Below are 23338 nucleotides of genomic sequence, written 5' to 3' on the forward strand. Positions count from 1 at the left end.
CGATGAATCTGTCGCGTCCGTTTATTTCCCGCCCGGTCGCCACCACGCTGCTGGCGATCGGCATCGCGCTGTCGGGCGTGTTCGCGTTCACCAAGCTGCCGGTGGCGCCGCTGCCGCAGGTCGATTTCCCGACCATCTCGGTGCAGGCGACGCTGCCGGGCGGCAGTCCGGAGACCGTCGCGACGAGCGTCGCGAGTCCGTTGGAACGGCATCTCGGCTCGATCGCCGACGTCAGCGAGATGACGTCGCAAAGCTCGGTCGGCTCGACGCGCATTACGCTGCAGTTCGGTCTGAACCGCAACATCGACGGCGCCGCGCGCGACGTCCAGGCGGCGATCAACGCGGCGCGCGCCGACCTGCCCGCCAGCCTGCGCAGCAACCCGACCTATCACAAGGTCAATCCGGCCGACGCGCCGATCCTGATTCTCGCGCTGACGTCGAGCACGCTCACCGCCGGCCAGCTCTACGATTCGGCCGCCACGGTGCTGCAGCAGTCGCTGTCGCAGGTGCAGGGGGTCGGCGAAGTGGACGTCAGCGGCTCGGCGAATCCTGCCGTGCGCGTCGAGCTGGAACCGAACGCGCTGTCGCATTACGGCATCGGCCTCGAAGACGTGCGCGCGGCGCTCGCCGCGGCCAACGCGAACAGCCCGAAGGGTTCGATCGAGTTCGGCGAAAACCGCGTGCAGCTGTACACGAACGACCAGGCGAGCAAGGCGTCGCAGTACAAGGATCTCGTGATCGCCTATCGCAACGGCGCGCCGGTCAAACTCTCCGATATGGGCGAGGTCGTCGATTCGGTCGAGGATCTGCGCAACCTCGGCCTCTTCAACGGCAAACGTTCGGTGCTGGTGATCCTGTACCGGCAGCCGGGCGCCAACATCATCGAGACCGTCGACCGTGTGAAAGCGATGCTGCCGCAACTGCACGCGTCGCTGCCCGCCGACGTCGACATCTCGCCGACCTCGGACCGCTCGACGACAATCCGCGCGTCGCTGAAGGACACCGAGCGCACGCTCGTGATCGCGGTCGCGCTCGTCGTGATGGTCGTGTTCCTGTTCCTGCGCAACTGGCGCGCCACTTTGATTCCGAGCGTGGCCGTGCCGATCTCGATCATCGGCACGTTCGGCGCGATGTACCTGATGGGCTTCTCGATCGACAATCTGTCGCTGATGGCGCTGACCATCGCGACCGGCTTCGTCGTCGACGACGCGATCGTCGTGCTCGAAAACATCTCGCGCCACATCGAAGACGGCGTGCCGCGCATGAAGGCCGCGTTCCTCGGCGCCCGCGAGGTCGGCTTCACGGTGATGTCGATCAGCATCTCGCTGGTCGCCGTGTTCCTGCCGATCCTGCTGATGGGCGGCATCGTCGGGAGGCTGTTCCGCGAGTTCGCGCTGACGCTGTCGCTCGCGATCGCGGTGTCGCTGGTCATATCGCTGACGCTCACGCCGATGATGTGCTCGCGCCTGCTGCGCGAGCCGCACGAAAAAGAACAGGAAAGCCGCTTCGGCCGCTGGCTCGAACGTGGCTTCACGTCGATGCAGCGCGGCTACGAGCGCACGCTCGGCTGGGCGCTGCGGCATCCGCTGCTGATCGTTTTCGTGCTGCTGCTGACCATCGCGCTGAACGTCGCGCTCTACATCATCGTGCCGAAGGGCTTCTTCCCGCAGCAGGACACCGGGCGCCTGATCGGCGGCATCCAGGCCGACCAGAGCACGTCGTTCCAGGCGATGAAGGGCAAGTTCTCCGAGATGATGGCGATCGTCGGCAAGAACCCGGCGGTCGACAGCGTGGTCGGCTTCACCGGCGGGCGGCAGACCAATTCGGGCTTCATGTTCGTGTCGCTGAAGCCGAAGAGCGAACGCAAGATCTCCGCCGACCAGGTGATCCAGCAACTGCGCGCGCCGCTCGGCGACGTGGCCGGCGCGCGTACCTTCCTGCAGGCGGTGCAGGACATCCGCGTCGGCGGCCGGCAATCGAACGCGCAGTATCAGTTCACGCTGCTCGCCGACTCGACGCCCGATCTGTACAAGTGGGGGCCGAAGCTCACCGAGGCGCTGCAGGCGCGCAAGGAGCTCGCCGACGTGAACTCCGACCAGCAGCAAGGCGGTCTCGAGGCGATGGTGACGATCGACCGCGCCACCGCCTCGCGTCTCGGCATCAAGCCCGCGCAGATCGACAACACGCTGTACGACGCGTTCGGCCAGCGCCAGGTGTCGACGATCTACAACCCGCTGAACCAGTATCACGTCGTGATGGAAGTCGCGCCGCGCTACTGGCAGAGCCCGGAAATGCTGAGCCAGATTTACGTCAGCACCTCGGGCGGCAGCGCGAGCGGCGCGCAGACCACCAATGCGCCGGCCGGCACCGTGACGTCCAAAGCAACCAGCACCGCCAGCACGGCCAGCACGACGAGCGCGGCAACCGGCGGCACGGCCGCCACCACCGCGACGAGCGCGGCCAGCATCGCGGCCGACTCCGCGCGCAATCAGGCGATCAACTCGATCGCGGCGAGCGGCAAGTCGAGCGCTTCTTCGGGCTCGGCGGTGTCGACCGCGAAGGAAACGATGGTGCCGCTGTCGGCGATCGCCAGCTTCGGGCCGGGCACCACGCCGCTGTCGGTGAATCACCAGAGCCAGTTCGTCGCCTCGACGATCTCGTTCAACCTGCCGCCGGGCGTGTCGCTGTCCACCGCCACCCAGGCGATCTATGACACGATGGCCGAGATCGGCATGCCGGGCACGATCCACGGCAGCTTCCAGGGCACCGCGCAGGCGTTCCAGCAGTCGATGTCCGATCAGCCGATCCTGATCCTCGCCGCGCTTGCCGCCGTGTATATCGTGCTCGGCATCCTGTACGAGAGCTACATCCACCCGCTGACGATCCTGTCGACGCTGCCGTCCGCGGGCGTCGGCGCGCTGCTCGCGCTGCTGCTGTTCAACACCGAGTTCAGCATCATCGCGCTGATCGGCGTGATCCTGCTGATCGGCATCGTGAAGAAGAACGCGATCATGATGGTGGACTTCGCGATCGACGCGTCGCGCAAGGGGATGTCGTCGCGCGACGCGATCCACCAGGCCTGTCTGCTGCGCTTCCGGCCGATCATGATGACCACCTTCGCCGCGCTGCTCGGCGCGCTGCCGCTCGCGTTCGGCAGCGGCGAAGGCGCGGAGATGCGCGCGCCGCTCGGTATTTCGATCGTCGGCGGGCTGATCGTCAGCCAGATGCTGACGCTCTATACGACGCCGGTCGTGTATCTGTACATGGATCGCATCCGCGTGCGCTGGGAGGCGAGAAAGGCGCGCCGCGCGGGTGGCGCGGCGCCGACGTCGTCATGATGTAGCGGCGGTGGCGCTTATAGCTTCTGCTCGATGGCCAGCGCGAAAATCCGCTGCCATTGGCGCGCCACCCGTTGATTCGACATCGGCACGAGCCACTCGCCGTGCCGTGTGTCCTTGACCTTCAGTGCGAGCCGCGCCTCAGCGTCGCGGCCCTGGGCTTCGGCCGCGAGCAGGTCGGCGAAGATATACGCGCCGTGCTCATCGCCGACGCGAATCTCGCAGAACCGCTTGGCCGCCGCGAGCCGCACCGAACCCCAACTGCCCTTCAGCTCATGCGTCCAGTCGCCGTCGCGCACGTTCGGCGCGACTTCGCGGCGCCGCTGCCGCCAGTACGCGAGCGCACCGGCGATCAGCAACGCAGCCAGCACGGCCACACCCTCGGCCACCGCCAGACCGAAATCGGCCCGCAGCGCATCAAAGGCGCGCACCGCGCCGTACCCCAGCGCGATCAGCGCGATCAGCGCAACGACAATCGGCATCGCAAGCTCATCCGGCAAAAAGTTCTAGAGGCCTCGCGCGGACAAACGCGACGCCAAGCACGGCCTTTCACTGCCCCTTCACTGCCCCTTGTGCGCGGCCGCCCACTCCTTGAGCGCGTTCAGCGTGTTCTCGACATGCTTGTCGGGCGACAGGCTCGTGTACTCGTAGATGATCTTGCCGTCGGGCGCGATCACGTACGACACGCGATTCGCCATGCCGGCCTTCAGCGGCATGGCCGCGTCGTACGCATTGATCACCTTCGCGTCGGCGTCGGCGGCGACCGGGAATTTGCTGCGGCATTCGCTGACCGAAAACTTCGTCAGCGTGTCGATGTTGTCGTGCGACACGCCGATCACCGTCGCGTTGTACTTCTTGTATTCGTCGACCGCATCGGCGAACTCGTGCGCCTCGATCGTGCAGCCCTTCGTGAACGCGGCCGGATAGAAGTACAGCACGACCGGGCCCTTCTTCAGTTCGTCGGCCAGCGAATACGTGTAGCTCTTGCCGCCGAGCGAGGCCTCGGCGGTAAAGGTCGGCGCGGTATCGCCGGGCTTCAGGGTTGCCGAAGCGAGCGGCGAATGCATTGCGAATCCGAACGCCATGACGGCGGTCAGTACCGCCGGTAGGTGTTTTAACTTCATCTGCTCCTCCATGCGTGAGCGCACGCGGCTGATCCGGTCCATCGAAGAGAGCTTCGGCCGGCGTTACGGGCCGTCGCTGAACGCCTTATTGGACCACGGATGCGCCCGCGGCGTCGGTCGACGCCCCGGACCACAAGCGAATCGAAAGGATGCGGCGCGCGAGCTCAGCGCATCAAACGCCCAACTCCGCCACGTGCGCGCCGAACCACGCGGCCGCCGACAGGTTCAGCTCCGACAGCACGTCGGGCGTCAGCGCGTGGAAACCCGCCGCCGTCGCGACCGGCGCGGCGTCGCCGCCCTCGCCCGCGACCTCGGCGATCAGCAGCAGCGCGCCCAGTTCGCCCTTGCGCGCGACGATCGCCTCGCGGATCTGCGGCGCGAGGCCGAGCTTTTCGAGCACGGTCTCGGGCGTGCTGTCGAGCACGATGTGCACGAGCGAAAAAATCCCGGTCATGAACGCGGCGTCGGCGAATTCGCCGTCGGCCGGATGCAGCCAGTTCGCGGCGAGCTCCATGAAGCGCGAGCGCGTCGCGGCCAGTTGCACCAGCGGATCGGCGCGCCACGGCAGATCGCCGGTATCCGCGTACAGCAGCAATTGCGCCCAGCGCGCAATCTGCCGCGTGCCGGTCGCGATGATCGCCTCGCGCAGCGACGCGATGTTGCGCCCGAGGCCGAACGCGCTCGAATTGACCAGCCGCAGCAGTTGCACGACCACGCCCGGATTGACCTTCAGCTCCGCCTCGAGCTCGACGATGCCGGCGTCGCGCGACAGCAGCGCGAGCAGCCGCAGCAGGCCCGGGCGCAGCGAACGGTTGCGCGGCGCGGCCAGCACCTGCGGCCGCGCGAAGAAGTAGCCCTGGAACAGATCGAAGCCGAGATCGTGGGCGAGCGCGAAGTCCTCGCGCGTCTCCACCTTCTCGGCGAGCAGCGTCTTGCCGTGGCCGCGCAATATCTTCGCGAGCTTCACGACCATGCGGTGCGGCGTCTGCAGGAAATCGATCTTGACGATGTCGGCGTACGGCAGCATCGCGCTCAGCTCATCGGTCAGATCGTGCACGTCGTCGAGCGCGACCTGGAAGCCGGCGCCGCGCAGCTCGTCGAGGCGGCGTGCGAGCGACGCGTCGTAGCGTACGGTTTCGAGGATTTCGAGCACGAAGCGCTCGGGCGGCATCAGATGGACGATGTCGCTAAAGAGCAGCGCGCGGTCGATATTGACGAATCCGCGATGCTGGCCGAGCACGGCCGGCACGCCGATTCCGCCGATCGTGCGCGCGACCACCTGCGCGGTGGCCTGCGCGTCGTCATTGATTTCGGCGTAGTTGTACGTTCCGGCACGGAACAGCAGCTCATAGGCGTGCAGCGCGCCAGTGCGATCGAGAATTGGCTGACGGCCGACGTAGACGTACTGCGGGACCGCGTTCGGGTGCCCGTGTTCACGATAGCCGGTCGACGCGCCGGCGAATACATCACGCACCTCGACGTCCCGCGGGACGGGCCGTGGGGGTCAGGCAGACCTGACGACGGGGCGTTCGGACATGGATCATCGGTGCAAGGCTCGGAAAGTCAACGCTACGCGACGTCATGAGCGTCGCCAGATTAGGGGAGATTCGCCGTGTTAACGGTCACCAGGCGGCGTCACTTTAACCGAATCGTCCCGGCGACGGCACCGGGCTTCTCCTTACCAGATGTTTTTCTCCGCGGGCCGCTAAAGATTTCGCCGTAAGCGTCGTTATCTCGTTCTGATGGGGCGGCCTGATATCTCCCGGCCGCCCGGACCGGCGGACAAGCAGCCCCGCCCGCGGACGAACCCAGGTTGCCAGCGACAAACATGGAAGCGAACACGATCACCGCGCCCCGCCGGGGCTCCTTGCGTACGGTCATCGACCGGCTGCGGGCGTTCGGCCGGCGCGAGGACCACGACCGGCCGAGCAGCACGAACCGCCCGCCCCCACTGGAACAGGTGGTGGGCGCGGTCGACCTGCTCGCGCACGTCGACGACGCGTTGCGCTTCGTCTATGTGTCCGACGCGAGTCTGCGCTTCATCGGCTATCACCGCGAATACCTGAAAACCGCGACGCTGCACGATCTGGTCGCGCCCGCCGACGTGCCGCGCCTCGACGCGCTGCTCAAGCACGCGGCGGCCTCGGGCAACGTCGAGAAAGCGACCCTCGGGCTCGTCAAGTCGCTGACCTACCCGATCACGGTCGAACTGCGGGTCGTGCGCAGCAGCCACGACGGCGTCGACGGCTACGCAATCGCCGGCTTCGACGTGTCGTCGTGGCGCGCTACCGAGGAGCGCCTGACCCAGGCGTTGCATCTGGACCGGCTGACCAGCCTGCCCAACCAGTCGGGCCTGCTGCACGCGCTGCTCGACGCGCAGCACAAGGCCGACGCGCACGGCACGCCGGTCGCGTTGCTGCTGCTCGATCTCGACGACTATCAGCGCGTGAACCGCGCGCTCGGCTACGACGCCGGCGACGAGATGCTGCGCGACACGTCGCGGCGCCTGTTGAACATGACGAGCCCGAACGAAACGATCGCGCGCGTCGCCAGCGACGAGTTCGCGATCCTCGTCAAGCCGGCCGCGAGCCGCACCGACGCGGCGGCCGCCGCCGAAGCGCTGGCGCGGCGCCTGTTGACCGCGATCCAGCAACCGTACGTGTTCAAGGGTCAGCAGGTGCACCTGTCGGCCAGCATCGGCATCGCGCTGTATCCGGACGTGCGCCACGCCAACGACACCGGCGGCCACGACACGCACCTGCTGCGCTGGGCCGACCACGCGCTGTTGCAGGCCAAGGCCGCGGGCGGCAACACGCTCGCGTTCTACGTGCCCGACGACAATCCGGCCGACGCCGAACGACTGAAGCTCGAGGCCGACCTCTACGACGGCGTACGCAACGGCGAGTTTTCGCTACACTTCCAGCCGATCACGAGCAGCCGCACGCGGGGCGTGGTCGGTGTCGAAGCGTTGATCCGCTGGTCGCATCCGGTGCATGGCCTCGTGCCGCCGTCGATGTTCATTCCGCTCGCCGAGTCGATCGGGCTGATCAACTTCCTCGGCAACTGGGTGCTGAAGGTCGCGTGCATGCAGCTGATCCAGTGGGACGCGAAAGGCATCCCGCTGCAGTACGTGGCGGTCAACGTGTCGCCGCAGCAGTTTCGCGATCCGCGCTTCAAGGACTCGGTGCGCGAGGCGATCGAGCTGACCGGCATCGATCCGCGCCGCGTCGTCTTCGAGATCACCGAAAGTCTGCTGATGCACGACCCGGCGCACGCCAAGGGCTTGCTCGAAGACCTGACGGCGATGGGCATCCGCTTCGCCGTCGACGACTTCGGCACCGGCTATTCGAGCCTCGCGTACCTGCAGCGTTTTCCGCTCGCGAAGCTGAAGATCGACCGGAGTTTCGTCGAGAATCTGCTAACCTCGCGAAACGATCAGGCAATCGTTAGCGCTGTCGTCGGCCTGGCGCAGACGCTCGACCTCGAACTGGTTGCCGAGGGTGTCGAGACGGAAGCGCAACGCGCGCTGCTCACCGAGATGGGCTGCGATCACATTCAGGGCTGGCTCGTCTGCAAGGCGCTGCCGTCCGAAGAACTCGCGCAGCGCTTCGAGACGCGCGAGCTGCAGTTGCACGGCGCGTAACGGGCGATGCGGACACGACGCCCACGCAGCGGAACAAGCCGGCTCACGACCGGCATGGCATTCACTGGAACACGTATGGCTTTTGCGGGACTCACATGGTAAAGGCGGCAGTGCTCGACCGGCTCTGGACGCGAATGAGCGAGCGCGGCGATTTCCCTATGCTGTCGCAATCGCTGCGCACCACCATGGCAGCAGTGACCAACGACGACCTCGACTTCACCGGCCTCGTGCAAGTGGTGCTGTCGGACTTCGCGCTCACGCAGAAGGTGCTGCGGCTCGCGAACTCGGCGATGTACATGGCGTTCGGCGGCAACATCACGACCGTGTCGCGGGCGCTGATGGTGCTCGGCATGGATGCGGTCGGCCATCTGGTCGTCGGCCTGAAGATCGTCGATCACTTTCATCACAGCGCGCCGCGCCGCATCGACGCGAAACTCGAACTGAACCGTACGCTGCTGTCGGGCTGCGTCGCGCGCAAGCTGACCGAGCGCGGCGACCTGCGTGCCGGCGAGGAGGCGGTGGTCTGCACGCTGATGCGGCAGATCGGCAAGCTGCTGGTCGTGTTCTATCTCGACGCCGAGTGGGACCAGATTCGCCGCCATATCGACGGCGGCACGCAGGAAGCCGATGCGTGCGTGCTGGTGCTCGGCGTCACGTTCGATGAAATCGGCGCCGAAGCCGCGGTGCGCTGGCGCCTGCCCGACACGATCCGCTCGGGCATGGGCGAGTTCGATCCGGAAGATGTGACGCAACCGCGCCAGGTGCAATGGCTGCGCGCGATCACCAATTACTCGACCGCGGTCGCCGACGTGCTCGCGCAGCAGAACATGCCCGAGGGGGAGCGCGAGGAGCGCATCGGCGGGCTTGCGCACGAATACAGCGGCGCGCTGAACACCGACCCCGAGGTGCTGCTGCAGATGAGCGTCGCGCTCGCGCGCGAGGATGGCGGCGACGGCGTGATGCGCGAAATCGTCGAGTTGCGCGCCAATGCCGATGCGATCGCGCGCGAGGCGATGACGCCCGAGGCGCGCATCCAGGTTGGGGTGAAGGATCTGCGCGGCCTGCCCGAGGGCAGCCCGCTCGCACCGGCGCTCGGGATGGCCGCCGAGACCGTGCTCGCGGCACTCGGCTTCGCACGCACCGTGGTGTACGTCAAGCATAGCAACGGCACGTTCAGGGCGCGTCTCGGCTTCGGGCCGAAGATCGACGCGGCGCTGCCGCGGCTTGCGTTCAGCACCGCGTTCGAACCCGACGTGTTTCATCTGGCGATCGCGAACTCGGTGGGCATCTTCATCGAGAATGCGCGCGATCCGAAGATGGTCGCGCGGCTGCCCGAGTGGTTCCGGCGCTCGTTCGACGACGCCCGCGCGTTCGTGCTGCTGCCGATACTCGACGAAACCGATCAGACCGTCGCGCTCCTGTACGGCGACTGGTCGCATACGCAGGAGGCACGTCGCATCTCGCAAAAGGAGATGAGCGTGCTCAACGAAATGGCCCAGGAGTTAGGACGTTTTTTCGGCCAGGGGCAGATGCGGGAAATGGAGATGATGTGAAGACCTGGCGTGATCGTTGATCACTCTGCTTCACTTCGATCCTTGCCGTGTTTGCCCGAAAACGATTTTATCCGGGCACCATGTGGGGCTTTCGTCCCACTCAATCCTCGATTCGCTCCAGCCCTTCCGCGCTGCGATCCGCGACGCCGGCCCATGCGCCGGCCGCGAGACCCATCTGCGCGACCTCTTCCACCGTCAACGGCGCAAGACGCTCGCATAGCGTGGCGATGCGCTCCCATGCGCCGCCTTCGAGCGCTTCGACCGCGCTCAGCAGCAGACCCAGCCTGCCCTCGCGATGCAGGATCGCGGCCTGGATCGGCCGCGACAGCGTGAGGATGTTCAGCGTTTTTTCGAGCGAGCCGCCGAACACCGCATCGACGAACGAGAACACGCCGGTCAGGAAGGCTGCGTCGGCTTCGTCGCGGCCCGCCTCGGGCATGCGCTCGATCGCGAGCTCCATGAAGCGCGCGCGGGTGGCCGCGAGTTGCAGCAGCGGATCGTCCTCGAGCGCGACCTTGCGGCCGTCGGCATAGAGCAGCAGCTGCGTCCAGCGCGCGATGCGGTCGGTGCCGGTCGCGTTGATCGCGTCGCGCAGCGTCGTCACCTTGTGACCGACCGCGAGGCCGCTCGAATTCGCGAGCTTCATCAGATGCATGACGAGCACCGGGTTCATCTTCAGCTCGGCTTCGAGCTGCGCGACCGTCGGGTCGCCCGCGAGCAGTTGCAGCAGATTGAGCAGCGCGTGGCGCGGCGCGCTGACGCGGCGCGTCGCCGAGCTTTGCGCACGCGCGAAGTAATAGCCCTGGAAGCGGTCGAAGCCGAGCTCATGCGCGGTTTCGAAGTCGGCCTGCGCGTCGACAGCCGATGCGAGCAGCAGCTTGCCCGCCGACTTCAGCACGCTCGCGAGCTTCGGCAGCAGCGCGCGCGGCGTGCGCGTGACGTCGATCTTGACGACTTCGGCGTAGGGCAGCAGCTTCGCGAACGTTTCGTTGGGCTGCGTGACGTCGTCGAGCGCGAAGCGGTAGCGGCGGCCGTGCAGATACACAACACGCGCGATCAACGCGTCGTCGACTTCGAGCGACGAAGGCAGCTCGAGCATGAAGCGCTCGGCGGGCAGTCTCAGGATCGCGTCGTCGAGCAGCAGTTCGCGGTTCACGTCGACGTAGGCCGGATGGCCGGTCAGCGCGCCGCGTACGTCGGCCTGCACGAGCCCGCGCACGATCGCGCGCGCGACGCGTTGCGCCGGCGTGGGCGCGCGGCCCGGCAACGCGTCGGCGTCGGCTTGGGAATGGGGATCGGCGTGCGGTGCGTCCTGATCGGCATCGGCGAGCGGCAGCTCGGGCGCACGCACCTTGATCTCGTAGCCGCACAGCATGCCGTCCCGATTCAGAATGGGCTGCCGCGCGTAGCTGGCGACGAGCGACGCGTCGTCGTTCGTGCCGCTGTGGCTCAGAGTCTCGATTGCGATGGTGGTCATTCCGGTCCCCGCTCGGCGCCGCTGGCGCCTGGCCGCTATGTTCTGTTTTTCGCTGCACGTAGGCGCGTTTCTTTGACGTTGAAAGCTGCGTCGCGCGTGGCAGAGTGCGTCGCAATTTTATCGCAGCGTCATTGGGCGCGAACAGGCTTACGAGGCAATATCTCGAAATATTGTTGAACGTTTGCGACACGCGCGCGAAAAAGCAGAACGGCCGCATTAGCGGCCGTTTTGCATCGCGAGTCATGAATCGCTCGCGGCACCCGTTGCGCGTCACTGGCGACGCGCAACAGATCGATGCATCGTTACTTCAGCACGACTTTCACGTCGAAGTACCTGGCGGCGAGGCGGTCGATCGTGCCATCCGCCTTCAGTTCCTTCAACGCGCCGTTCAGCGCGTCCTTCAGCGCCTTGTCGTTCTTGCGCACGCCGTAGCCGACACCCGCGCCGAGCAGCTTCTCGTCGCTGACGGCCGGACCGGCGAACTCGAAGCCCGCGCCCTGCGGCTTCTTCAGAAAGCCCTTCGATGCCGCTTCGGCGTCCTGGAACGACGCGTCGAGACGGCCCGACGAGAGGTCCGCGTAGATCTGGTCCTGCGTTTGGTACGGCACGACGTCGACGCCGGCCGGTGCCCAGCGCGCCTTCGCGTAGGTTTCCTGGATCGTGCCCTGCAGCACGCCGACGTGCTTGCCCTTCAGCGACGCGGGCGTCGGCTGCAGAGTGCTGCCCTTCTTCGCGATCATCTGGTTCGGGATCGTGTAGATCGGATCGGTGAAGTCGATCGCCTGGCGACGCTGGTCGGTGATCGTCATGTCGGAGTTGATCGCGCTGAACTTGCGCGCTTCGAGCGCCGGAATCAGGCCGTCGAACGAGTTCTCGACCCACACGCACTTGACCTTCAGCTTCGCGCACACGGCATTGCCGACGTCGATGTCGAAGCCCTGCAACTCGCCAGCGGGCGACTTCGATTCGAACGGCGCATACGACGCCTCGACGCCGAAGCGCACTTCCTTGATCTCAGCCGCCGACGCGGTGCCTGCCGTCAACGCCGCCGTCGCGAACAGCGCGAGCGCGGCCAGCTTGGGCCAATTCATCTTCATTACGGGTGTTCCTTTACGGTGTGGACTGAAACGGAGCCGATCCGGCACGTGCAGGCGGGTGATGCCCGCCGTGCCTCGGACTCGCGCGGCCGGCGTGACCGGTAGGTGCGGCAGCCGCGAAGCGCGCGATTGTACACGGAACCTGTCTAGACAAGCTTGGACAGCGTCTCGGCGGTGGTGTCGACGACGAGCAATCCGGCGCGCAGGCCGGGCTTGACGCTCGGGTTCGGAAACACGATGCGCTCTTCGTCGCGCTGCACCGTGTACTGATAGTCGCCGTCGCGCGCGAGCACGCTGCCCTTGGCGAGCGGCGTGAAGTTCGGCACGTCGGAGGCCAGCAGCAGTTCGAACGCGTCGCTTTGCTTGGTCAGCTGATCGACGACGGTGAACACACGCGGCAGAGCGTCGTGGTCGTCGGCTTGCGTGTCGGCTGGCGAGCTCACGCGCAAGCCGGCCAGCAGCGCGCGCACCGCGAGATCCGCGCCCTCGAAGCGTGTCAGGTCGTTCTCACCGAACGGCCGCACCTTGCCGAGTTCGAGCGTGACCGCATCGGCGCCACACGCTTGCGCGGTGAAGTGCGAATAGGTGTTGCCCTTCGTGGTATGCAGCAGCACCGCGCTGATACGCGCGTCGCCGAGCCATTCGAACATCGCGCGCGAAAACGGCTTGCCGGTATGCGGCAGCAGCGCGAAGCGTTCGAACACCGACGCGCGAATCGCCGTATGCATGTCGATATGCCAGCGCGCGCCGGGTGCGGCCGACGCGTCCGCGAAAAAGCGTGTCGCCGCCTGTTCGAGCGCCGCCGCGCGAGGCGCTTCATGACTGTGCGGCAACTGCAGATGACGGCCGCTGAACAGCCGGTTCAGATCGTCGTCGCGATAGCGGCCGCCCTCGCGCATCGCGTCGATGTTGCCGAGAATCACGAGCAGCCGGCACGCGAGCGCGGCACGGCCCTGCGCGATATCCGCGATGATGCGCGACAGCAGTTCGATCGGCGCGGTTTCGTCGCCATGCACGCCGGCCGAGACGAGCACGCTGCGTCGGTCCGCATGCCGCTGCGCGGGCTCGATGACAAGCACACCGTCGCCCCGCCACGTCCAGCGCACGCCGTTCGCGCACACCCCTTGCGCCTCCTGCGCGCCTGGCCGCGAACCCGCGAGCGTCCACGCGAGAAAATCGTCGAGCATCGCGCTCGGGGCCGGCATCGCGTGTTCAGCGCTGGAAGTCATACAGCGAGCCCAGAGCGAGGATTTGCGTCAATTCATCGAGCGCGGTGCGCGATTCGACCAGCAGCTGCGGATCGGTCAGATCGGCCGGCGCGAGACGATCGCGATAGTGCTTTTCGATCCACGCATCGAGACGGCCGAACAGCGTGTCGTCGATCCACACGCCAGGTGCGACCGCGGCGCGCTCGGTGTCGTCGAGCACGACGCGCAGACGCAGACATGCGGGGCCGCCACCGTTCTTCATGCTCTCGCGCAGATCGAACACCAGCACTTCGTCAATCGGACCGCTGTGCGCAGTCAGCCCATCCAGATACGCGGCCACGCGCGGATTTTCGCGGCACTCCTGCGGCACGACCAGCACCTGCTTGCCATCGGGCCGAGTCAGCAGCTGGCTGTTGAACAGATACGACGTCACCGCGTCGGCGACGCTGACCTGCGCGTCGGGCACTTCGATCACGTTGAAGCCGGCTTGCAGGCCCGCCAGCTTCGAGCGCAGCTCGTCGTACACCGCGTGCTGCTCGACGAACGCGAGCTGATGGCAAAACAGCGTGTTGCGATTGCCGACCGCGATCACGTCGTTATGGAACACGCCCGCGTCGATCACTTCCGGGTTCTGCTGCGCGTATACGGTCGCCGCTTCCTGCAAGCCGTGACGATGCGCAACCGCGCGGCTCGCCTCGAAGGTCTGGCGCGCCGGATAGCGCTTCGGCTCCGGCCCGCGACGATACTCGCTGCGGCCGTACACGAAGAATTCGACGCCGCGCGCCCGGTACTGCTCGCAAAAGCGGGTGTGATTCGCGGCACCTTCGTCGCCGAGCGCGGGCGTGCCGGGCAAGGCCTCGTGCACGACGAAGCGGTCGGTGTCGCTGAACATCGCGCGCAGCGTGCGACGCGTCGATTGATGCTCGATCGCGCGATGCAGCTTGCTGCACAGATTGGCCGGCGTGAAATGCACGCGGCCGTCGTGCGTATCCGCGGACGGGCTCACCGTCGCCGCGTTCGCGGTCCACATCGCCGAGGCCGAACTGGCCGCCGCGAGCAGCTCGGGCGCGTCCTTCGCGACGCGCGCGATCACCGACGCGTCGTCGCCGGAAAAACCGAGCTCGCGCAACAGCCGCATCGACGGACGCTCCTGCGGCGGCAGCACGCCCTGATGGAAGCCGAGGTCCGCCAACTGCTTCATCTTGCGCAGACCCTGGCGCGCGGCGGCCTTCGGATTCGCGACCGACTTCTCGTTGTTCTGCGACGCAACGTTGCCGAACGACAAACCCGCGTAGTTGTGAGTCGGGCCGACCAGGCCGTCGAAATTGGCTTCAGTGGCTTGCAGCATCGTCGATCCTTAGAATTGAAGGCCCGGCGAGACGCTCGCGGGCATGTTCAGTTGCGCGCTCTCGACGGAGGCCATCGGGTACGCGCAGTAGTCGGCCGCATAGAACGCGCTCGGCCGATGATTGCCCGAGCGGCCCGGCCCGCCGAACGGCGCGCCCGACGAAGCGCCGTTGGTCGGCCGGTTCCAGTTGACGATGCCCGCGCGAATCGTGCGCTGGAAATGCGCCCACAGCGCTTCGTCGTCGGCGAGCAGCCCCGCGGAGAGACCGAACTCGGTGTCGTTCGCCTGTTCGAGTGCGTCGTCGAAGGTGCGGTAGCGGATGATCTGCGCGAGCGGGCCGAAGTGCTCCTCGTCGGGCAGATCCTTCACATCGGTCACGTCGAGGATCGCGGGCGTGACGAAGCCGAGTTGCGGGTCGCGCTGCTCCATCTTCAGAAGCGCCTTCGCGCCGCTCGCGAGCAGACGCTCCTGCGCGCTCATCAGGCGCGAGGCCGCGCGCGCCGACACCACGGCGCCCATGAACGGCTGCGGCTCGGCGTTGTATTCGCCGACGCCGATGCGCTTCGTGACTTCCGTCAGGCGTGCGAGGAACCGCTCGCCGAACGCATCGTCGGGCACGAAGATGCGGCGCGCGCAGGTGCAGCGCTGCCCCGCCGACAGAAACGCCGATTGAATCGTGTGATGCACGGCGGCATCGAGGTCCGCGACCGGGCCGATCACGAGCGGATTGTTGCCGCCCATTTCGAGCGCGAGCACGATCTCCGGCCGGCCGCCGAACTGCTTGTGCAGCAATGTTCCGGTATCCGAACTACCGGTGAAGAACAGGCCGTCGATCTGCCGGTGATTCGCGAGCGCGATGCCGGTATCCTTCTCGCCCTGCACGAGGTTCAGCACGCCGGCGGGCAGCCCCGCATCGCGCCAGATTTGCACGGTCAGCGCCGCGACGCCGGGCGCGAGTTCGGACGGCTTGAACACGACCGCGTTACCGGCGATCAGCGCGGGCACGATATGCCCGTTCGGCAGATGGCCGGGGAAGTTGTACGGCCCGAACACCGCGACCACGCCATGCGGACGATGCCGCAGTACCGCGGTGCCGTCGGCCATCGCCGAGCGCTTTTCGCCGGTGCGTTCGTTGTACGACTGGATCGAAATCTCGACCTTCGCGGCCATCGACGCCGCTTCGGTGCGCGCTTCCCACAGCGGCTTGCCGGTCTCGCGGCCGATCGCTTCGGCGAGCGCTTCCTTGCGCTCGGTCACGAGCGCGGCGAAGCGGCGCACCACCGCACAGCGCTCGTCGAGCGTCAGCGCCGACCATGCGGCGAACGCACGGCGCGCGCTGCGTACCGCGCGATCGACGTCGTCCGCCGACGCGCTGTTGCCTTGCCACACCACCGCGCCCGTGCCGGGATTGTGCGATGCGAATACGGGTCCTGTGCCGGCGGCCCATTCGCCGTCGATGAAAAGCTCGCTCATGATCATCCTTGTTTGTGTTTCACCGGCAGCACCCGCAGCGGGTCGCCTGCCTTCACGTCGAGCGCGGCGGCCTCGGCCGCGCTCAGGCGGAATACACCGTTGCGCGGCACCCCCGCCACGACGCCCACGCGAAAATCGCCGAGCGACGTGTTCGATACCATCGACTTCGGTCCGTCCTGCGCGGCCGGCTCCGCTGCCTCGCCGATCTCGGCCGTCACCAGCACGCTCTCGCGCACCGTGCGCAAATCGGCGATATGGCATTCGAGCACCGGACCCGCGTCGAAAATATCGACGTGGTTCTCGTAGCGCAGCCCCTCCGCTTCGAGCATGCGGCGCGCCGGAATCGTGTCGTTGTGCGTGAGGCCGACGCAGCGCTGCGCCTCTTCCGGCAGCAGTTCGACGTACACCGGATAGCGCGGCATCAGCTCGGCGAGAAACGCCTTGCGGCCGTGCGAGCTCAGATAGTCGGCCGCGTTGAAATCGATCTGGTAAAAATGCGAGCCGACCGCGCGCCAGAACGGCGACGTGCCCTGCTCGTCGAAATGGCCGCGCAACTCCGCGCACAAACGCTGCGGAAAACGCTCGCGAAACTGTGCGAGAAACATGAAGCGCGAGCGCGACAGCAAGCCGCCGACGCCGCTCGTGCGATAACGCGGGCTCAGGAACAGCGAGCACACTTCCGCATAGCCGGTGAGGTCGTGCGAGATGTTCAGCGCGTGCATGCGCGTCCAGATGCCGAGATCCTGGCTCGCGTGCACGACCGTGCTCACGCGATAGTTGTAGAACGGCTGCTGCAGACCCACCGCCGTTTCGATACCGCACACACCTGCCACGTCGCCGGTCGCGGTGTCTTCCATCACGAAGAAATAGCCGGCCTCGTGCGGCTCGGCCTGATCCTCCATCGTGCGGCGCGCGCGTTCGACCCGCGCCGCGAGCGCATCGCGATCGGGCTTGAAGGTGGTCAGGCCCGGACCGGTTTCCTGCGCGAGCCGCATCAGCGCATCCACATCGCCTCGTTGTACTACGCGAACGACGATCATTGCGCGTCTCCCGATTGTTCATCCTGCGGCTGATGCAGCGGCACGCAGCGCACCGCATCGCCTTCCCCTACGCCGAGCGCGGCGCGCGCCGCCTGCGACAACACGGCGCCCGACTCCTTGCCCGGCGCGAGATCGCCGAGCACGCAACGGAACTCGCCGGCGGCGCCGTTGTGCGCGATCAGCCAGGTTTCGCCGCGCGGCGCCGGCGCTTCGCGCACCACGCGCGTTTCGTTGTGCTTCACGCTGACGCTGCGATCCATCTGCGCGGTCAGCACCGGACCCGCGTCGAAGATGTCGACGTAGCGATCGGTCTCGAAGCCTTCCTCGAGATGAATCTCGTACGCGAGCAGCGCGTTCGAGTCCGGCTCGCCGAGCACGCGCTGCGCCGCTTCGGGCAACAGCGGTACATACACGGGATAGGTCGGCATCACTTCGGCGATGAACGTGCGGCTGCGGCCGCCCGATTCGACCTCGATGTCGGCGAAATTGCGGCCGAAGAACTTGCGGCCCACCGCTTCCCAGAACGGCGACACGCCGTTTTCGTCGGTGACGCCGAGCAGCAGCGAGAACACCTCGGGCGTGAAGCGCTTGCGATTCGCGGCGATGTATATCATGCGCGCGCGCGACATCAACTGCGCGGCGGCGTCGCCGCGCAGCGACGGGTCGATGTAGTAGCCCGCGAGCCGACTTTTGCCGGTCAGTTCGTGCGACATCGTCAGCGCGTGAATCTTGCGATTCACGTGCAGCTCGCGCGACGCATGAATCAGCGCGTCGTTGCGAAACACGTAGAACGGGTCCGCGTAACCGGCCGCCGCGACGATGCTCGCGGTGCCCATCAGCTTGCCGGTCTCCGAGTCTTCGAGCACGAACAGATAGAACTCCTCGCCGGGGAAGTCGACCTCCGCGCGAAACGAGTCTTCCGACAACGCGACGCGCGCTTCGAGCGCGCGCCGGTCGTGCGGCAGGGAATGCAGCACCGGTTGCGCGGTGCGCGCCATATGCTCGAGCGCGTCGAGATCGGCGAGGCGGGCGGGACGTACGAAGTACATCATCGTTCCTGTTGAATGTGACGCATGATCCGCTGCATCAGCGTGGGCAGGCGTGCGGGACTGGACTGCCTGAACATCAATGCGACGCCGCCTGCGCGCTCGCGCCGACGAGTTCGCCGAACGCCTTGTCGAGACGCGCGAAGCCTTCGGCCATGTCGTCGAGCGGCATGATCAAGGACGGCACGAAGCGCAGCACGTCCGGGCCCGCCATCAGCATGATCACGCCGTGCTGGCCGGCCGCCGTGACGAAGTCCTTCGCACGGCCCTTGAACGCATCGTTCAACTCAGCGCCGATCAGCAGACCCTTGCCGCGCACTTCGGTGAATAGGCCGAAGCGCTCGTTCAGTTTCGCGAGGTGGCCCTTCAGCACTTCGCTGCGCGAGCGCACGCCTTCGAGCACCTTCGGGTCGCTGACGAGTTCGACCACTTTCTCCGCGATCGCCGAGCCGAGCGGATTGCCGCCGTACGTCGTGCCGTGCACGCCGACCTTGAAGTGCGCGGCGAGCTCTTTGGTGGTCAGCATCGCGCCGATCGGGAAGCCGTTGCCGAGCGCCTTCGCGGTGGTCAGGATGTCCGGCGTCACGCCGGTGTCCTGGTACGCATAGAAGTAGCCGCTGCGGCCCACGCCGGTTTGCACTTCGTCGAAAATCAGCAGCGCGTTGTGCTGGTCGCACGCTTCGCGCAGCGCTTTCAGGAACGCCGGATCGGCCGGAATCACACCGCCCTCGCCCTGGATCGGCTCGACGATCACCGCGCAGGTCTGCGCGCCGATCGCCTTCTTCGCCGCTTCGATGTCGTTGTACGGCAGATGCGTGATGCCGGCCGGCACCGGGCCGAAGCCTTCCGAATACTTCGGCTGGCCACCGACGCTGACGGTGAACAGCGTGCGGCCGTGGAACGACTGCGTAAACGAAATGATTTCGTCCTTCTGCGCGCCGTGACGGTCGAACGCGACGCGGCGCGCGAGCTTCAGCGCGGCCTCGTTCGCTTCGGCGCCCGAGTTCGCGAAGAACGCGCGGTCGGCGAACGTCAGGCTTTCGAGGCGCTTCGCGAGGCGCAGCACCGGCTCGTTGGTGTAGCCATTGCCGATATGCCACAGCTTGCTGCCCTGCTCGTGCAGCACCTTCAGCAGCTCGGGATGCGCATGACCGAGCGCGGTGACGGCGATGCCGCCGGCGAAGTCGATATAGTCGCGGCCTTGCGTGTCCCACACGCGCGAGCCGAGACCGCGATCCGGTACGAAGGCGGCGGGGGCAAACACCGGCACCATGACTTCGTCGAAGGTCTGGCGTGTCACAGTCAGGTCGTTCATGGCAAATCCTTTTACGGGTGACAGGTAATACACCTAGTGTAGGAAACCGCGCGCGGCACGTCTTGCGCATACGCGACGTTTTCTATGAGGTTCCGCGCGTCGCGGCCGCGGCGGGTGCTTTTCGTGCAGGCGTTTCGTTCGTACTCTGTGAGTGGTTCGTGTCGGGTTTGTGTCGGGCTCGTCTCGGGCATGCCGCGCGCGGGTCTCGCGCTTCAGCAGCGCAGCTGTCGAGCCCGGCAGCGGGCCTGCCCCGGCTTCGCTTTCAGACGGCTTCCAGCTCGCGCACGAGCCAGGCCGGCCGGGCGCGCCGCCTTGCGTCAATCGATCTCGGGCGGTTCGATCAGCGCGGCCGGCCGCGGCTCGCTTGCACCGCCGTGCGCGCCGGTCTGCCGGTCGATCCAGTTGCGGCGATCCTCGCGCGGCGTGACGCCGAAGCGCTCGCGATACGCATTCGAAAAATGCGCCGCCGATGAAAATCCGCACGCGAGGCTGATCTGCACGACCGATTTGCTGGTGCGCTGCAATTGCGTGCGCGCCTTCGACAGCCGCAGCCCCAGGTAGTACTTGGACGGCATCGAGCCGAGATACTGGCGAAACAGACGCTCCAGCTGCCGCCGCGAGACGCCGACGAGGCCGGCGATTTCGTCGGTGGTCAGCGGGTCCTCGATATTGGCTTCCATCAGCAGCAGCGCGTCGTTCAGGCGCGGATGACGCTCGCCCGGCGCGGTCACGAACGGAATGCGCTGACGCTCCTCGCCCGCGCGCAGCACCCCGACGCCGAGCGTATCGGCGATGCGATCCGCCAGTTCGGGCCCGTGCTCGCGGCCGATCATCGCGAGCATGAAGTCGACGGTCGCCTGACCGCCCGCGCAGGTCGCGCGATCGCGATCGATTTCGAAGATCTGCTGCGTGACGATCGAGCGTTCGAACTGTTCGGAGAACTGCTGATAGGTTTCCCAGTTCACGCTGACGCGATAGCCGGACAGCTGCCCCGCCATCGCGAGCCACCACACGCCGTGGTGAATGCCGGTGACGAGCGGCGTGCGCTGGCCGACGCGCGCGAGGCTCGCGAGAAACAGACGATAGTCGGCGAACTGCTGGAACCGCTCGCTGACGATGATCAGCCAGTCGCACGCGATCGCGTCGCCGAACGCGGCATCGGCCGGCCATTGCGCGCCGCCCGCGAGCGGCACCGCACGGCCGTCCCACGAACACACCTGCACGCGATACAGCGCACGGCCGTCGATTTCATTGGCGAGATTGAGCGCGTCGACGATCGGCCCGACGCCCGACATCGACACGGGCGGCAGAGCGACGATCGCGACCTGCGTCGTGCGAGCCGGGCTGGACATGCGGGCCATCGGGTGTCCGTGAAAAGCGGGCCGCGTTACTTCAGGCTGCCGGAAAGGAACTGCTTCAGGCGCTCGCTGCGCGGCGCGCTCAGCACCGTGGCCGGATTGCCCTCTTCCTCGGTGCGGCCCTGATGCAGGAACATCACATGGTTCGACACATTGCGCGCGAAACCCATTTCGTGCGTGACCACGATCATCGTGCGGCCTTCCTCGGCGAGCTTCTGCATCACCTTCAGCACTTCGCCGACGAGTTCCGGGTCGAGCGCGGACGTGGGTTCGTCGAACAGCATCACGTCCGGGTCCATCGCGAGTGCGCGAGCAATCGCGACGCGCTGCTGCTGGCCACCCGACAGATGCGACGGGTACTGCTTCTCCAGACGCGGCGCGAGCCCGACCTTCTCCAGGTATTCGCGCGCGCGGTCTTCAGCTTCCTTGCGCTTCAGGCCGAGCACGTGGATCGGCGCTTCGATCACGTTCTCGAGCACGTTCATGTGCGCCCACAGGTTGAAGTGCTGGAACACCATCGCGAGCTTGGTGCGGATGCGCTGCAACTGCTTGTGATCGGCGACTTCGAGGTTGCCGGCGCGATCGGTCCTGGTCTTGACCGCCTCGCCATCGACGACGATCTGCCCCGCGTTCGGCCGCTCGAGAAAATTGATGCAGCGCAGGAAGGTGCTCTTGCCCGAGCCGCTCGCGCCGATGATGCTGATCACGTCGCCCTTGTTCGCGTTGAGCGACACGCCCTTGAGCACTTCGTTGTCGCCGTAACGCTTGTGGATGTCCTGTACCGCGAGCTTGCAGGCTTCGGCTTGAGTGGTATGGAGCACGATGCTCTCCCAGTGAGAATACGGATCGGTCTGGTGCGGACGCCGCCGCGCGCTTGCGCGCGGCGCCCGCGGCAATGTCAACGCTCGCTCAATGCGTGCGCACCGCGAGATACGCGAGCCAGCGACGCTCGGCGCGCCGGAACAGCGCAACCAGCGCAAACGACACCACGAGATAAATCAGCGCCGCGAGCCCGAATGCGTTGAACGACTGATAGGTCGCCGAGTTCGCATCGCGCGCGACCTTCAGGATGTCGGGCACCGTGGCCGTGAACGCGACCGTGGTCGCGTGCAGCATCAGGATCACTTCGTTACTGTACAACGGCAACGCGCGGCGCAGCGCGGACGGTATCACAATGCGCCGGTACATCGTGAACCAGCTCATGCCGTAGGCGCGCGCCGCCTCGACTTCGCCGTGCGAGGTCGAGCGGATCGCGCCCGCGAAAATCTCGGTCGTGTACGCGCAGGTGTTCAACGCGAACGCGAGGATCGCGCAGTGAAAGCCGCTGCGAAAGAACGCGTCGAGCAGACTGTGCGAGCGCACGAACGCGAGACTGTACACGCCGGTGTAGATCAGCAGCAGCTGCACGTACAGCGGCGTGCCGCGAAATACGTAGGTGTACACACGTACGGGGGTCGACAGCCAGCGCTTCTTCGACACGCGCGCGACCGCGAGCGGTATCGAGCACACGAAGCCGATCGAGATCGACGCGACCAGCAGCCACAGCGTGACCGCGAGACCCGACAGGCGCTGGCCGTCCCAGAACAGGTACGCCTTCCAGAATTGATTGAGGATGTCGATCATGGCGTTCAAAGCTCCGCGTGTCGCACGCCGATCGAATAGCGGCGGTTCAGCCAGATCAGCGCGAGGTTCGAGACGGTGGTGATCGCCAGATAGATCAGCGCCGCGACGAGGATGAAAAAGAACATGTTGAAGGTGCTCTTGCCCGCGTCCTGCGCCGCCTTGACGACGTCGGCGAGACCGATGATCGACACCAGCGCGGTGGCCTTCACGAGCACCTGCCAGTTGTTGCCGATGCCGGGCAGCGCGAAGCGCATCATCTGCGGGAACAGGATGCGGGTGAACACGCGCACGCCGCTCATGCCGTACGCGCTGCCCGCTTCGAGCTGGCCGCGCGGCACCGCGAGAAACGCGCCGCGAAACGTCTCGGTGAAGTACGCGCCGTAGATGAAGCCGAGCGTCAGCACGCCGGCCACGAACGGATCGATGTCGAACTGCGGCAGATCGAGCGCGTCGGTGACGTCGTTGACCGCCATCTGGATGCTGTAGAACAGCAGCAGCATCAGCACGAGGTCGGGCACCGAGCGGATCAGCGTCGTATAGCCGGTTGCGATGGCCCGCAAGGGCCGGTTGAACGAGAGTTTCGCCGCCGCGCCCGCGAGGCCGAGCAACACAGCGGCCGCCAGCGACAGAACGGACAGTTCGATCGTCTGAATCGTGCCGGCGAGCAGCACGGGACCAAAGCCGTATAGGAACAC

The 23338-nt window shown here is 66.5% G+C and carries 18 protein-coding genes; 3 read left to right on the forward strand and 15 right to left on the reverse strand.

Annotated features, from left to right (window positions below; translation table 11 throughout):
• Positions 1-2 precede the first annotated feature (2 nt).
• A complete protein-coding gene (locus tag EVC45_RS02730; protein WP_129956495.1) occupies positions 3-3338 on the forward strand; it encodes an efflux RND transporter permease subunit in 3336 nt (1111 codons plus the stop codon).
• A 17-nt stretch (positions 3339-3355) separates the two neighbouring features.
• Here the strand turns inward: EVC45_RS02730 and EVC45_RS02735 are convergent, their stop codons facing one another.
• The 3 genes from EVC45_RS02735 to EVC45_RS02745 all read right to left on the reverse strand — a co-directional run bounded on the left by EVC45_RS02735 (position 3356) and on the right by EVC45_RS02745 (position 5936).
• Positions 3356-3820, reverse strand: coding sequence for a hypothetical protein (locus EVC45_RS02735; protein ID WP_129956496.1), 465 nt, complete (start codon positions 3818-3820; stop codon positions 3356-3358).
• A 78-nt stretch (positions 3821-3898) separates the two neighbouring features.
• Positions 3899-4462: a peroxiredoxin gene (locus EVC45_RS02740; protein ID WP_129956497.1), complete on the reverse strand. Its 564-nt coding sequence runs from the start codon at positions 4460-4462 to the stop codon at positions 3899-3901.
• A gap of 172 nt (positions 4463-4634) precedes the next feature.
• Complete coding sequence (locus EVC45_RS02745) at positions 4635-5936, reverse strand: EAL and HDOD domain-containing protein (RefSeq protein ID WP_129956498.1); 1302 nt, start codon at positions 5934-5936, stop codon at positions 4635-4637.
• A 354-nt stretch (positions 5937-6290) separates the two neighbouring features.
• On the opposite strand from EVC45_RS02745, the gene EVC45_RS02750 reads away from it, so the two are divergent.
• Entirely contained in the window at positions 6291-8105 is a 1815-nt protein-coding gene (locus tag EVC45_RS02750; RefSeq protein ID WP_129956499.1) for a bifunctional diguanylate cyclase/phosphodiesterase, read from the forward strand.
• Positions 8106-8200: 95 nt separating this feature from the next.
• Positions 8201-9658: an HDOD domain-containing protein gene (locus EVC45_RS02755; RefSeq protein WP_129956500.1), complete on the forward strand. Its 1458-nt coding sequence runs from the start codon at positions 8201-8203 to the stop codon at positions 9656-9658.
• A 100-nt stretch (positions 9659-9758) separates the two neighbouring features.
• On the opposite strand, the gene EVC45_RS02760 is transcribed toward EVC45_RS02755, so the two are convergent.
• From EVC45_RS02760 to EVC45_RS02815, 12 genes are all read right to left on the reverse strand, one after another.
• Positions 9759-11135: an EAL and HDOD domain-containing protein gene (locus tag EVC45_RS02760; RefSeq protein WP_129956501.1), complete on the reverse strand. Its 1377-nt coding sequence runs from the start codon at positions 11133-11135 to the stop codon at positions 9759-9761.
• Between the two features lie 302 nt (positions 11136-11437).
• Complete coding sequence (locus EVC45_RS02765) at positions 11438-12232, reverse strand: ABC transporter substrate-binding protein (RefSeq protein WP_129956502.1); 795 nt, start codon at positions 12230-12232, stop codon at positions 11438-11440.
• Positions 12233-12378: 146 nt separating this feature from the next.
• The gene (astE, locus tag EVC45_RS02770; RefSeq protein WP_129956503.1) at positions 12379-13461 is read right to left on the reverse strand and encodes a succinylglutamate desuccinylase; all 1083 of its coding nucleotides are present in this window, start codon (positions 13459-13461) and stop codon (positions 12379-12381) included.
• On the reverse strand, positions 13445-14785 hold the full coding sequence (gene astB, locus EVC45_RS02775) for an N-succinylarginine dihydrolase (protein WP_129956586.1): 1341 nt from the start codon (positions 14783-14785) through the stop codon (positions 13445-13447). Before astB ends, astE begins: the two co-directional genes overlap by 17 nt.
• Positions 14786-14797: 12 nt before the next feature.
• Positions 14798-16261 carry a succinylglutamate-semialdehyde dehydrogenase gene (gene astD / locus EVC45_RS02780; RefSeq protein WP_129956504.1) on the reverse strand — a complete coding sequence of 488 codons (1464 nt, stop codon included), beginning with the start codon at positions 16259-16261 and terminating at the stop codon, positions 14798-14800.
• Between the two features lie 2 nt (positions 16262-16263).
• Positions 16264-17301: an arginine N-succinyltransferase gene (astA, locus tag EVC45_RS02785; protein WP_129956505.1), complete on the reverse strand. Its 1038-nt coding sequence runs from the start codon at positions 17299-17301 to the stop codon at positions 16264-16266.
• Entirely contained in the window at positions 17298-18350 is a 1053-nt protein-coding gene (gene aruF, locus EVC45_RS02790) for an arginine/ornithine succinyltransferase subunit alpha (protein WP_129956506.1), read from the reverse strand. Before aruF ends, astA begins: the two co-directional genes overlap by 4 nt.
• 76 nt (positions 18351-18426) lie before the next feature.
• Positions 18427-19662, reverse strand: coding sequence for an aspartate aminotransferase family protein (locus EVC45_RS02795; protein ID WP_129956507.1), 1236 nt, complete (start codon positions 19660-19662; stop codon positions 18427-18429).
• A gap of 317 nt (positions 19663-19979) precedes the next feature.
• Complete coding sequence (locus EVC45_RS02800; RefSeq protein ID WP_129956508.1) at positions 19980-21023, reverse strand: GlxA family transcriptional regulator; 1044 nt, start codon at positions 21021-21023, stop codon at positions 19980-19982.
• Between the two features lie 26 nt (positions 21024-21049).
• The gene (locus tag EVC45_RS02805) at positions 21050-21841 is read right to left on the reverse strand and encodes an ABC transporter ATP-binding protein (RefSeq protein ID WP_129956509.1); all 792 of its coding nucleotides are present in this window, start codon (positions 21839-21841) and stop codon (positions 21050-21052) included.
• Positions 21842-21929: 88 nt separating this feature from the next.
• Positions 21930-22643 (reverse strand): ABC transporter permease, encoded by a 714-nt coding sequence (locus tag EVC45_RS02810; RefSeq protein WP_129956510.1) that lies wholly within the window; start codon positions 22641-22643, stop codon positions 21930-21932.
• Positions 22644-22648: 5 nt separating this feature from the next.
• Complete coding sequence (locus EVC45_RS02815) at positions 22649-23338, reverse strand: ABC transporter permease (protein ID WP_129956511.1); 690 nt, start codon at positions 23336-23338, stop codon at positions 22649-22651.

Source organism: Paraburkholderia sp. UYCP14C, from assembly GCF_004197395.1.
GTDB lineage: Bacteria > Pseudomonadota > Gammaproteobacteria > Burkholderiales > Burkholderiaceae > Paraburkholderia.